At 71.4% G+C, this 13067-nt stretch carries 7 protein-coding genes; 1 reads left to right on the forward strand and 6 read right to left on the reverse strand.

Annotated elements, in window-relative coordinates; genetic code table 11:
* Positions 1-4: 4 nt before the first annotated feature.
* A complete protein-coding gene (locus ACWIGU_RS31005; protein WP_454404987.1) occupies positions 5-1213 on the reverse strand; it encodes an NAD(P)/FAD-dependent oxidoreductase in 1209 nt (402 codons plus the stop codon).
* A 349-nt stretch (positions 1214-1562) separates the two neighbouring features.
* Here ACWIGU_RS31005 and ACWIGU_RS31010 point away from each other — a divergent pair, with 349 nt between their 5' ends.
* Entirely contained in the window at positions 1563-3806 is a 2244-nt protein-coding gene (locus ACWIGU_RS31010; RefSeq protein ID WP_454404988.1) for a HelD family protein, read from the forward strand.
* Here ACWIGU_RS31010 and glgB read toward each other — a convergent pair.
* The 5 genes from glgB to ACWIGU_RS31035 all read right to left on the reverse strand — a co-directional run bounded on the left by glgB (position 3793) and on the right by ACWIGU_RS31035 (position 12827).
* A complete protein-coding gene (glgB, locus tag ACWIGU_RS31015; RefSeq protein ID WP_454404989.1) occupies positions 3793-6030 on the reverse strand; it encodes a 1,4-alpha-glucan branching enzyme in 2238 nt (745 codons plus the stop codon). The two genes, ACWIGU_RS31010 and glgB, sit on opposite strands and share 14 nt — an antisense overlap.
* Positions 6027-7454: a maltokinase N-terminal cap-like domain-containing protein gene (locus ACWIGU_RS31020; RefSeq protein ID WP_454404990.1), complete on the reverse strand. Its 1428-nt coding sequence runs from the start codon at positions 7452-7454 to the stop codon at positions 6027-6029. Before ACWIGU_RS31020 ends, glgB begins: the two co-directional genes overlap by 4 nt.
* 152 nt (positions 7455-7606) lie before the next feature.
* Positions 7607-9304, reverse strand: a complete 1698-nt coding sequence (treS, locus tag ACWIGU_RS31025) for a maltose alpha-D-glucosyltransferase (RefSeq protein WP_454404991.1) — start codon at positions 9302-9304, stop codon at positions 7607-7609.
* The gene (locus tag ACWIGU_RS31030; protein ID WP_454404992.1) at positions 9301-11427 is read right to left on the reverse strand and encodes an alpha-1,4-glucan--maltose-1-phosphate maltosyltransferase; all 2127 of its coding nucleotides are present in this window, start codon (positions 11425-11427) and stop codon (positions 9301-9303) included. Before ACWIGU_RS31030 ends, treS begins: the two co-directional genes overlap by 4 nt.
* Positions 11428-11621: 194 nt before the next feature.
* The gene (locus ACWIGU_RS31035) at positions 11622-12827 is read right to left on the reverse strand and encodes a S8 family peptidase (RefSeq protein WP_454404993.1); all 1206 of its coding nucleotides are present in this window, start codon (positions 12825-12827) and stop codon (positions 11622-11624) included.
* Positions 12828-13067: the final 240 nt, after the last annotated feature.

Below are 13067 nucleotides of genomic sequence, written 5' to 3' on the forward strand. Positions count from 1 at the left end.
CAGCCTAGGCGGCGGCCCTCACACCGGCCCGGTCGGGCGCGGTGGCCAGGCGGCGCTTGCGCTTCGGCAGGCCGAAGGTCGGGTGAACGATGCTCCACCCGGACCCCTTGAGCACGCCCGACTTGAGCCGCGCGGCCGTCCGGCCGCCCAGGTACCAGGACTTCGACCGGACGTCCCCGTCCACCATCTGGAAGATCGCGTCCCGCCGTCCGAGGCTGATGTGGTTGCCGTAGTACTTCAGCGCGGTGGCCGGAACCTCACTGCCCGTCAGGCGCGCGATGATCGCGGCGGTCGCCTGCATGTTGGTGAATCCGGCGGAGCCGCAGGACATCGGCAGCGGCCGGCCGTTGTCGCCGATGGCGTAGGCGCAGTCACCGGCGGCGTAGACGTCCGGGTGCGAGACCGAGCGCATGGTGCGGTCGACGACGATCTGGCCGGTCCCGGCGACCTCCAGGCCGCCGGCGGCCGCGATGGGGTGAACTGCGAACCCGGCCGACCAGACGGTCACGTCGGCCGGGATGCACGTGCCGTCGGCGGCGATCGCCCGCGTCGGCTCGACCGCCTCGATCCCGGTGTGCTCGTGGACGGTGATGCCGAGCCGGTCGAAGGCCTGGCGCAGGTGGCGGCGGGCCTTCGGGGAGAGCCAGGCGCCCAGCTCGCCGCGGGCGGCGAGTGCGACCGAGAGGTCGGGCCGTGACTCGGCGAACTCGGTGGCGCTCTCGATGCCGGTCAGCCCTTCACCGACGACCAGCACGGTGCCGCCCTCGCCCAGGCCGGCCAGGCGCTCGCGCAGACGCAGCGCCGAGGACCGGCCGGTCACATCGAAGGCGTGCTCGGCCACGCCGGGGACGCCACGGTGGGCGACGGAGCTGCCGAGCGCGTAGAGAAGAGTGTCGTACGCGAGCTCGCCGTCGCCGACATCGCCCACATCGCCGTCCGGGCCCGTCAGGGCGACGGTCCTGCGCTCGGGGTCGACGCCGGTGACGCGCGCCAGGCGCAGCCGCACCCCGGTACCGGCGAACACGTCGGCGAGTTTGCGGACCGCGAGGTCCTGGCCGATCGCGAGCTGGTGGAGGCGCATCCGCTCGACGAAGTCGGGCACGGCGTTGACGACGGTGATCTCGGTGTCGGCGGGGGAGAGCCGGCGGGCCAGGTTTCCGGCGGCGAAGGCCCCCGCGTATCCGGCGCCGAGTACGACGATGCGGTGCTTCATGGCGTTGCTCCTGTCTCGTTCGCGTGCCCCTTGAACGAGACGGCGCCCCGATTGCTGACAGGACGCGGGTGTGACGCGGGTCACCGGACCGAGATGGAGGGGGCTGAGCTTCCGGCGGGCGCTCGGGGCCGGCCCGGGCAGTCGAAACGGGGCGCCGGCGGGGCCAGGGATCGCTGTACCCGGCGAGAAAGGCGGCGAATTCCCCGAGAGTAGAATTGGACCCTGCCAGGGGGTATATTGAGCTTTTCTGTGTGCCCACAGAAAAGGCCCCTCACGAGGGGCCGAATAAACACACCGTACCTGGCAGGGAGCCGCTTTGTCAACCCGTGAAGCGCGTGAAATCGCTGAATTGCAGAAAGAGCAGGAATTCATCGACCGGCTTTACGCGCGCGTCGATGTGCTGCGCGGCGATGCCGCGGAGTCGGTCACGGACGCCCTGACACCGGTCGGCACCGGCCAGCAGGCGCGCCTCGAAAGGGACCTCCTCGTCGTCGAGCGTTCCGGCCTGCTCGCCGCGCTGAACGCCGTCGACGGTTCGCTGTGCTTCGGCCGGATCGATCTCACCGAAAAGGCCGGCGGCACCGCGCATCACATCGGGCGCATCGGAATTCGCGAGGACGACAGCGAGCACACCCCGATTCTGATCGACTGGCGCGCGCCGGTCGCCCGCCCCTTCTATCTCGCCACCGGGCACACGCCCATGGACATCAGGCGGCGGCGCCACCTCACCACCGAGGGCCGCACCGTCACCGAGCTGCACGACGAGATCCTCGACCTGGGGGACGAGGAGCGCACCGGGTTCGAGGACCCGACGGGCGACGCCGTACTGCTCGCCGCCCTGAACTCGGCCCGCACCGGCCGTATGGGCGACATCGTGCAGACCATCCAGGCCGAGCAGGACCGGATCATCCGCCACTCGCACCGCGGCGTGCTCGTGGTGGAGGGCGGCCCCGGCACGGGCAAGACCGCGGTGGCGCTGCACCGCGCGGCGTTCCTCCTGTACGAGCAGCGGGAGCTCCTCGCCAAGCGGGCCGTGCTCATCGTCGGCCCGAACCCCGCCTTCCTCGGCTACATCGGCGAGGTCTTGCCCGCGCTCGGCGAGACCGGCGTGCTGCTCGCCTCGCTCGGGGAGCTGTTCCCCGGCGTGCACGCCACCGCCGAGGACACCCCGCACGCCGCCGCCGTCAAGGGCGCCGAGGCCATGGTGGACGCCCTCGCGCTCGCCGTCCGTGACCGGCAGCAGCTCCCCGAGCCCGGCGCCCCGATGATCGTCGGGCACGACGACGGCGACCTGATCCTCGACTGGGAGATCGCCTACGAGGCCCGGCAGGCCGCCCGCGACACGCTCCTGCCGCACAACCTCGCCCGCCCCACCTTCGCCTTCCGGATCATCGACGCGCTCACCGCCCAGCTCGCGGAGCGCATCGGCGCCGACCCGTACGGCGGGCCCAACTTCCTCGGCCCCGACGACCTCGCCCTGATCGGCAAGGGTGTCGCCGCCAGCTCCGAAGTGCACGCCGCCATTGAGGAGTTGTGGCCGCAGCTCACCCCGCAGGACCTGGTCGCGGACTACCTGGCCGAGCCCGTGCACGTGGCCGGCGAGGACGCGAAGGCGATCCGGCGCGACGTGACGGGGCCGGCGGACTGGACCCCCGCCGACGTTCCGCTCCTCGACGAGGCCGCCGAGCTGCTCGGCGTCGACGACAGCGCCGAACGCGCCCTGGCCGAGGCGGCGCGCCAGGAGCGGATCGGCTACGCACAGGGCGTGCTCGAACTCTCCCGCGGCTCGGAGACGTACGAGTTCGAGGACGAGGAGGACTCCGAGGTCCTCGCCGCGCACGACATCGTCGACGCCGAGCGGGTCGCCGACTGGTACGAGGAGGAGGACCACCGCAGCGCCGCCGAGCGCGCGGCGGCCGACCGGACCTGGGCGTTCGGGCACATCATCGTCGACGAGGCGCAGGAGCTGTCGCCGATGGCGTGGCGGCTGCTGATGCGCCGCTCGCCGACGCGCTCGATGACGCTGGTCGGCGACCCCGCGCAGACCGCCGAGGAGGCCGGCGTCGGATCGTGGGAGAAGATCCTCGCGCCGTACGTCGCGGACCGCTGGGAGCACACCCGGCTCGGCGTCAACTACCGCACGCCGTCCGAGATCATGGACGTGGCGGCGGCCGTGCTGCGCGCCGAGCACCCCGGCTTCGAGCCGCCGTCCTCGGTCCGCTCGACGGGCGTGCGCCCCTGGGCGCGCGCGGCCGGTGACGTCGTGAAGGCCGTGGCCGAGGAGGCCGTCGCCGCCACGCCCGAGGAGGGGCGGCTCGCGGTGATCGCTCCGCGCAGGCTGCACGCGGCGCTCGCCGCCGCGCTGCCGGACGTCGTGGCGGGCGGCGAGCCCGACCTCACCAAGCACCTGGTGCTGCTCGACCCCCGCCAGGCCAAGGGGCTCGAGTTCGACCGCGTGCTGGTCGTGGAGCCGGGCGAGTACGGCGTCAGTGATCTCTACGTCGCGCTGACCCGGGCCACCCAGACACTCGGCGTCGTGCACGGCGGGGAGCTGCCCGAGTCGCTGCGCGGCGTGCTGGTCACGCGGGCCTGAGCCACACCGTCGCGAGCGGCGGGAGCGTGAGCCGGACACTGGCCGGACGCCCATGGGCACCCTGGGCGTCCGGCTTGACCGGGTCCGGGTTGCCGACGTCACCACCGCCGTAGCGGGACGCGTCGGTGTTGAGGACCTCGTGCCAGGCCGGTACGTCGTCGGGGGCGCCGAGCCGGTACTCGTGGCGCACCACCGGCGAGAAGTTGGACACCGACATGAGCGGGCTGCCGTCGGCGGCGCGGCGCAGGAACGCGAAGACGTTGTCCTGCGCCGCGTCACCGACGATCCACTCGAAGCCCGCCGGGTCCATGTCGCGCTGCCAGAGCGCCGGTTCGCCGCGGTAGACGGCGTTCAGGTCACGGGTGAGGTCGCGGACACCGCGGTGGTCGGGCTCCGCCGGGTACGACGGGTCGAGCAGCCACCAGTCCGGGCCGTGGGCCTCCGACCACTCGGCGCCCTGCGCGAACTCCTGCCCCATGAAGAGGAGTTGCTTGCCCGGGTGGGACCACATGAAGCCCAGGTAGGCGCGGTGGGTCGCCCGCTGCTGCCACCAGTCGCCGGGCATCTTGGAGACCAGCGCCTTCTTGCCGTGGACCACTTCGTCGTGCGAGATCGGCAGGACGTAGTTCTCGCTGTACGCGTAGACCATCGAGAACGTCATCTCGTCGTGGTGGTAGCTGCGGTGGACCGGGTCGTGGGACACGTAGCCGAGCGAGTCGTGCATCCAGCCCATGTTCCACTTCAGGCCGAAGCCGAGACCCCCGAAGCCGCCCGGTCCGATGTGGTGGGTCGCCCGGGTCACGCCGTCCCACGCGGTCGACTCCTCGGCGATCGTGACGACGCCGGGGACCCTGCGGTACAGCGTCGCGTTCATCTCCTGGAGGAACTCGACCGCGTCCAGGTTCTCCCGTCCGCCGTACTGGTTCGGGGTCCACCGGCCGTGCTCGCGCGAGTAGTCGAGGTACAGCATCGAGGCGACGGCGTCGACGCGCAGGCCGTCGATGTGGAACTCCTCGCACCAGTACACCGCGTTGGCGACCAGGAAGTTGCGGACCTCCTTGCGGCCGTAGTCGAACTCGAGCGTGCCCCAGTCGGGGTGGGCGGCGCGCAGCGGGTCCTCGTGCTCGTACAGGGTGCGGCCGTCGAACTCGGCGAGCGCCCAGTCGTCGCGCGGGAAGTGGGCCGGCACCCAGTCCATGAGGACGCCGATGCCGGCCTGGTGCAGCGCGTCGACCAGATACCGGAAGTCGTCGGGCGTGCCCATGCGGGCCGTCGGGGCGTAGAAGCCGGTGACCTGGTAGCCCCACGACCCGCCGAACGGATGCTCGGCGACGGGCATCAGCTCTACGTGCGTGAACCCCAGGTCGGCGACGTACGCCGGGAGTTGATCGGCCAGCCGGCGGTACGTGAGGCCGGGCCGCCAGGACGCGAGGTGGATCTCGTAGACCGAGAACGGGGCCTCGTGCACGGGCGGAGTGCCGCGGCGGGCCATCCACTCGTCGTCGTGCCAGGTGTGATGCGACGCGTCGATGACCGAGGAGTTGGCGGGCGGGACCTCCGTGCGGCGGGCCAGCGGGTCCGCGCGCATCGTCTTCGAGCCGTCCGGGCGGGTGATCTCGAACTTGTACAGCTCACCCTCGCCGAGAGCCGGGACGAAGAGCTCCCAGATCCCTGTGGAGCCGAGCGAGCGCATCGGGTGGCCCGTGCCGTTCCAGTAGTTGAAGTCGCCTACGACGCGCACCCCTTGGGCGTTGGGCGCCCAGACGGTGAAGCGGGTGCCGGTGAGGCCCTGGTGCGTCATGGGGTGCGCGCCGAGCGCCTGCCACAGCTGCTCGTGCCGGCCCTCGCCGATCAGGTGCAGGTCGAACCCGGAGAGCGCGGGCAGCAGCCCGTACGGGTCCGGGGTCTCGTGGTCGCCGCTCTCGTAGGTGACCAGGAGGCGGTAGTCGGCCGGGGGTACGGGCAGGTCGACGAGGCCCGAGAAGAAGCCGTCGCCGTCGTCGTGCAGCGCGACCCGGAGGCCGTCCGCGACGACCGTGACCGCGCGGGCGTAGGGGCGCAGCGCCCGGAACGCCGTCCCGGAGGGCGTGGTGTGCGCGCCGAGGGTGGAGTGCGGGTCGTGGTGGGTGCCGGCGAGGAGGCGGTCGCGGTCGGCGGCGGGGGTGGGGGAAGGGGCGGCGGTGAGGGGTGTGGGCGGTGTGGAGCGGGAGGGGTCGTGCGTCACGGGGTGGCCTCCTGGCTCGGGGTCGACATGGGGTGCTGCGGTGCCGCGTCCGCGTCTCCGGTGCGGGGGCGCGGCATGCCGGAGGCCTCCGTGGCGAGGCGGTCGATCGCCGACAGGGGGATCGACAGCCAGTCCGGGCGGTGATGGGCCTCGTAGACGGCTTCGTAGACCGCCTTGTCCGTCTCGTAGGCGCGCAGCAGGACCGGGTCCGTCCGCGGATCGTCGCCCGCGGCCTGCGCGTAGCCCGCGCAGTAGGCGTCCCGGCACCCGCGCGCCCAGTCCGGCGCCCAGGGCCGGCTGGTGCGGGCCGCGTAGTCGAAGGAGCGCAGCATGCCGGCCACGTCGCGGGCGGGCGGGTGCGGCAGCCGGCGTTCGGGCAGGGGGCGGGACGGCTCGCCCTCGAAGTCGATGACCGACCAGGCGCCGGCGGGCGAGCGCAGGCACTGGCCCAGGTGCAGGTCTCCGTGCACGCGCTGGGCGGTGCGGGGGGTCGTGTCGGCCGCGAGGGCGTCGAAGGCGGTGTGCAGCGCGGGCGCGTAGGGATGGAGAGCGGGCACCGCCTGGACCGCCTTGTCCAGGCGGTCCTTCATCGACCGGGCCAGCTGCACCGTGTGGGCGCGGCCCAGGGTGACCGTCGGCAGGGCGTGCGCCAGGGCGAGGTGGATCTCCGCTGTCGCGCGGCCAAGTTCGCGGGCCTCGTGGCGGAAGTCCTGCCCCTTGGACAGCTCGCCGAGCGCGAGGTCCCAGCCGTCCGTCGCGCCCGCGAGGTAGGGCTGGAGCAGGCCCAGCGAGAGCGGATCGTCGTCCGTCGTCTCGAACCACGCCACCGGGGCGAGCGCGCGAGAGCAGCCTTCGTCGGCCAGCGCGCGCTGGAGTTCCAGGTCCGGGTTGAGACCCGGCGTCACACGGCGGAACACCTTGAGGATGAACGTATCTCCGTAAATGATCGACGAGTTGGACTGCTCCGCGTCGAGGGGGCGCGGGGCGAGGTCCGGCGGGACCGGGGTCGCGCCGTCGTGCGCGAAGCGCAGTCCGTCCAGGCGGCCCGGGTGGCGCAGCCGCTCCAGGAGGAGGTCCGTCAGCCGGGGGTCGAGCAGGGCCTCGTAGACCGTGCGTCCGGCGAGGGGGCCCTGCGTGACATGGCCGATGAGGGCCGGCGCCAGGTACGGGGGCAGCGACTCCCTTACGCCCAGCAGGAGTTGATAGGTGTCCTGGGTGGGCTCGATGCGCAGAAGGGCGTGGATCAGGCCCGGCTGGCGTGCCGTGACCGGCAGCAGGTCCGTCGCGGCGAGCAGGGTGAGATCGGGTGCTGTTCTGCCCGCGAACCAGCGTTGCCGGGGCAGCCACGCGCGCAGGAGCGGATCGAGCGAGGCGAGCAGCTCGGGTCGCGCGGTCGGGCCGGTTCGGGTGACGGCATCCGGCATGGCGTCACGTCCTTTCCCCGGGGCGGGCCGCGACTGGGTGCGGGGCGGCGTCCCGGAAATGCGGCAGAGGCAGTACGAGCGGGACGTGTCGGGGTGTGTGGTGATGGGTGCCCAGGGAGGGGCGGCGGAAACCGGCCCTCCCCGGGCGGCGTTCAGGCGTCCTTGCGCAGCCGGAACCAGTAGAAGCCGTGACCTGCGAGGGTGAGGAGATAGGGCAGTTCACCGATGGCCGGAAAGCGCACCCCGCCGATCAGCTCGACCGGGTGCCGGCCGCTGAAGGCCTGGAGGTCGAGTTCGGTGGGCTGGGCGAAGCGCGAGAAGTTGTGGACGCACAGGACGAGGTCGTCTTTGTACTCGCGCAGGAACGCGATCACGGCCGGGTTGGACGACGGGAGTTCGGTGTACGAGCCGAGGCCGAACGCCTCGTTCTGCTTGCGGATCTCGATCATGCGCCGGGTCCAGTGCAGCAGCGAGGACGGGGACGACATGGACGCCTCGACGTTGGTGACCTGGAAGCCGTAGACCGGGTCCATGATCGTGGGCAGGGAGAGCCGGCCGGGGTCGCAGGACGAGAAGCCCGCGTTGCGGTCGGGTGTCCACTGCATCGGTGTGCGGACCGCGTCGCGGTCGCCGAGCCAGATGTTGTCGCCCATGCCGATCTCGTCGCCGTAGTAGAGGATCGGCGAGCCCGGCAGGGAGAGCAGCAGGGCGGTGAAGAGTTCGATCTGGTTGCGGTCGTTGTCGAGGAGGGGTGCGAGGCGGCGGCGGATGCCGATGTTGGCCCGCATGCGCGGGTCCTTGGCGTACTCCGCGTACATGTAGTCGCGCTCTTCGTCGGTGACCATTTCGAGCGTGAGCTCGTCGTGGTTGCGCAGGAAGATGCCCCACTGGCAACTCGACGGAATGGCGGGCGTTTTGGCGAGAATTTCCGAGACCGGGTAGCGGGACTCGCGGCGGACCGCCATGAAGATGCGCGGCATGACGGGGAAGTGGAAAGCCATGTGGCACTCGTCGCCGCCGGACGCGTAGTCGCCGAAGTAGTCGACCACGTCCTCGGGCCACTGGTTGGCCTCGGCGAGCAGGACCGTGTCCGGATAGTGCGCGTCGACCTCCTTGCGGACCCGCTTGAGGAGCTCGTGCGTGGCCGGCAGGTTCTCGCAGTTGGTCCCCTCCTCCGCGTAGAGGTAGGGCACGGCGTCGAGCCGGAAGCCGTCGATGCCGAGGTCCAGCCAGAAGCGCAGGGCCGCGATGATCTCCTCCTGGACGCGCGGGTTCTCGTAGTTGAGATCCGGCTGGTGGGAGAAGAAGCGGTGCCAGAAGTACTGCTTGCGCACCGGGTCGAAGGTCCAGTTGGACGCCTCGGTGTCGACGAAGATGATCCGCGCGTCCTCGTACTGCTTGTCGTCGTCGGCCCAGACGTAGTAGTCGCCGTACGGCCCGTCGGGGTCCTTGCGGGACTCCTGGAACCACTCGTGCTGGTCGCTCGTGTGGTTCATGACGAAGTCGATGATCACGCGCATCCCGCGCTGGTGCGCGGCGTCGACGAACTCCACGAAGTCGGCCAGGTCACCGAACTCGGGCAGCACGGCCGTGTAGTCGGACACGTCGTAACCGCCGTCCCGCAGTGGGGACTTGAAGAACGGCGGCAGCCACAGGCAGTCCACGCCGAGCCACTGGAGATAGTCCAGTTTCGCGGTGATGCCCTTGAGGTCGCCGACTCCGTCGCCGTTGCTGTCCTGGAAGGAGCGGACGAGGACCTCGTAGAAGACGGCACGTTTGAACCAGTCGGGATCCCGGTCCTTGGCGGGGGTGTCCTCGAAGGTGTCCGGGACGGGTTCATTGACGGTCATGGTGTGGGTGACCCTCCGATCAACGGTGAGGACGGTCGCAGGACGGTGAGGATGTGCGCGGGCGTACGGCCCGGCTCGAGGCGCACATAGTTGGCCCTGCCCCAGTGGTAGGTCTCACCGGTGAGCTCGTCGCGCATCGGTGCGGACTCGTGCCAGCCGAGTCCCAGTTGCGGCATGTCCAACGACACCGTCGCCTCCTGGGTGTGGTGAGGGTCGAGGTTGGCGACCACCAGAACCGTGTTCGAGCCGTGCGCGCCTGCGACCGACTTGGAGTACGCGATCACCGTGTCCTTGTCGGTGTGGTGGAAGTGCACGTCACGCAGCCGGCGCAGGGCGGGGCTGCGGCGCCTGATGTCGTTGAGCCGGGTGATGAGGGGCGCGATCGAACGACCCTCGTGCTCGGCCGACTCCCAGTCGCGCGGCCGCAGTTCGTACTTCTCCGAATGCAGATACTCCTCGCTACCGGGGCGTAGCGGGGTGTTTTCGCACAGTTCGTAGCCGCTGTAGACGCCCCAGGTGGGGGAGAGCGTGGCGGCCAGGACCGCGCGCGCCTCGAACGCGGGCCGCCCGCCGTCCTGGAGGTAGGCGTGCAGGATGTCCGGCGTGTTCACGAAGAAGTTGGGACGCATGTACGCGGCCGTGTCCCTGGCCAGCTCCGTCGCGTACTCGGTGAGCTCCTGCTTCGAGTTGCGCCAGGTGAAGTAGGTGTACGACTGCTGGAAGCCGGCCTGCGCGAGGGTGCGCATCATCGCGGGGCGCGTGAACGCCTCGGCCAGGAAGATCACGTCGGGGTCGGTGCGGTTGATCCCCTTGATGACCCGCTCCCAGAAGACGACGGGCTTGGTGTGCGGGTTGTCGACGCGGAAGATGCGCACGCCGTGCTCCATCCAGAAGCGCAGGACGCGGGTCGTCTCCGCGATCAGTCCCGGCATGTCCTTGTCGAAGGCGATCGGGTAGATGTCCTGGTACTTCTTCGGCGGGTTCTCGGCGTACGCGATCGTGCCGTCCGGCCGGTGGTGGAACCACTCCGGGTGCTTCTCCACCCACGGATGGTCGGGCGAGCACTGGAGCGCGAAGTCCAGCGCGATCTCCAGGCCCAGGTCCGCGGCCCGGCTCACGAACGCGTCGAAGTCGTCGAGCGTGCCGAGATCCGGGTGGACCGCGTCGTGACCGCCCTCCGGAGAGCCGATCGCCCAGGGGACACCCACGTCGTGCGGCCCCGGCGAGAGCGAGTTGTCGGGCCCCTTGCGGTACGTGGTGCCGATGGGGTGGATCGGTGGCAGATAGAGAACGTCGAAGCCCATCGCCGCGATGGCCGGAAGGCGCTTCGCGGCCGTGTGGAACGTGCCGGAGACCGGCGGTTCCCCCTCGCGCACGATCGCGCCCTCCGAGCGCGGGAAGAACTCGTACCACGCCCCGTACAGCGCCCGCTCCCGCTCCACGCGGAGCGGCAGCGGGTCGGAGCTGGTCACCAGCTCGCGCAGCGGGTAGAGGGCCAGGACCTCGTCGACCTGCGGGGTGAGCGCGGCGGCCAGGCGGGCCGCGGCGGGGCGTGCGGTGTCCCGCAGCGCGGCGGCGGCGCGCAGCACCGTCTCGCGCTGTCCCTTGCGCTGCGGCACGCCCTCGGCGGCGCGCTCGTACAGCAACGCCCCTTCCTCCAGGACGAGTTCGGTGTCGATGCCCGCCGGGACCTTGATCTGCGCGTGGCGGCGCCAGGTGGTGACCGGGTCGCCCCATGCCTCGACGAAGTAGCTCCAGCGGCCCTCCGACGTGGGCGTGACCTGCGCGCCCCAGCGGTCGGTGCCGGGGGCCAGCTCGCGCATCGGGGTCCACGGGCCCGTGCGGCCGCGCGGCGAGCGCAGCACCACGTTCGCCGCGACCGCGTCGTGGCCCTCGCGGAAGACCGTCGCGCTGACCTGGAAGGACTCGCCCACCACCGCCTTGGCCGGCCTGCGGCCGTGGTCCACGAGGGGCTGGACGTCCAGGACGGGGAGCCGTCCGAGCGTGGTGGCGGAGGTGGCCGGCGGGCGCCTCCGGCCCGGTGGTTTCTGCGATTTCGCGCTTCTGGCCGACTGCTTCGCCGGGTCCGTGTGCGGCTTCGGCGAGGGACTCTGTGCGGGCATGACCGCTCCTGACCGCGGGGGTTCGGCTTACGGAAACGGGGGTGATGACGAGGGTCGCGCAGTGTGTACCGGAGGAGCCTTCCACGGTCGCAGGGCGGGCAATCCGGTGCTTTGTTAACTACTCGCGCGTAAGCACACAGACAAGTCCGGCCCCGCCGCGAACGACGGGACCGGACCATGAACTCACCTTTCGTCTACGGGTTGTTGACCTGGAGCAGCTTGTTCGGCGAGCCGGGCAGCGGGTCCGTGATCCGGCCCTTCGCCGCACGCCCGGTCAGCGCCCGGCTCACCTCGGCCGGGGTGGCCGAGGGGTGGTCGGCCAGGTACAGCGCGGCGGCGCCCGCCACGTGCGGCGACGCCATCGACGTACCGGAGAAGGTCGCCTTCCCCGTGTCGCTCGCGTACCCCGCCGAGGTGATGTCGACGCCGGGGGCGAACAGATCCAGCCGGGTGCCCCAGTTCGAGAAGTTGGCGCGCCGGTCCGTGCGGTCACTCGCGCCGACCGTGATGGCCTCCTTGACGCGGGCCGGCGAGTACAGGCTCGCCGGGAGGCCGTCGTTGCCGGCCGCGACCGTGTACGTGACACCGGAGGCGATGGAGCCCCGCACCGCCGCGTCCAGCTGGGCGTTGGCGTAGCCGCCGAGGCTCAGATTGGCGACGGCCGGTTTGCGCGCGTTCCTCGTCACCCAGTCGATGCCCGCGATGACCTGGGCGGTCGTCCCGGAGCCCGCGTCGTCGAGCACGCGGACCGCGACCACGTCGGCTTTCTTCGCGACGCCGTAGCCCGTGCCGGCGACGGTCGCGGCCACATGCGTGCCGTGGCCGTTGCCGTCCTGGGCGGTGGCGTCGCCGTCGACGAAGTCCCGGCCGTAGTGCGCCCGGCCGCCGAAGTCCCGGTGCGAGATCCGGATGCCGGTGTCGATGACGTACGCCGTCACGCCCGAGCCCGCCGACTCGGGCCACGTGTAGGACTTGTCGAGCGGCAGATCGCCCTGGTCGATGCGGTCGAGCCCCCAGGACGGCGGGTTCTTCCGGGTGTGGTCGAGCGAGACCCGTGAGTCCTGGACGACCGAGGCGACCGATGGATCGGCCGCGAGCCTTCTGGCCTGCGTCTCGCCGACGCGCACCGCATACCCGTTCAGCGCCGTGCTGTAGGTGTGGCGTATTTTCGCCCCGTACTTCTCGGCGAGACCCTTGCCCGTGCCGGACGGTGCCTTCGTTCCCCCCTTGAGCGTCACGATGTAGCTGTCTGCGACGGCGCCGGGCTCACCGGCGCCGAGTATGCGCCCCAGCCGGGGCGCGGCATGCGCGGGCAGCGTGACGGCCGAGAGGACCGCGGCCGTGGTCACGGCCGTGAGCGCGCCCGCCCAGCGCAGACGCCTGTTGCGCGTCGGTGTCATGTCGTGAGTTCCCCTCCCTCGACTCGGCGCGCGAGGACCGCAGTTGCACGGCCGCCGGTCCTGGCGGCCGGGATCCGCGCACACCGCTTGGCAGCCTCTCGTGCGCTGTCAGGCCCTACAAGACCGCATGAGGGGGCGGAATCGGCCATATCGCCCGTGGGGGGCCGGTGGCGGACGCGGCGAAGGTTGCGGCGAAAACCGGACCTTCTCCGGCCGGTACGCGGGCCTCGCCCCTCGTGG

The organism is Streptomyces sp. NPDC055400 (assembly GCF_053644375.1).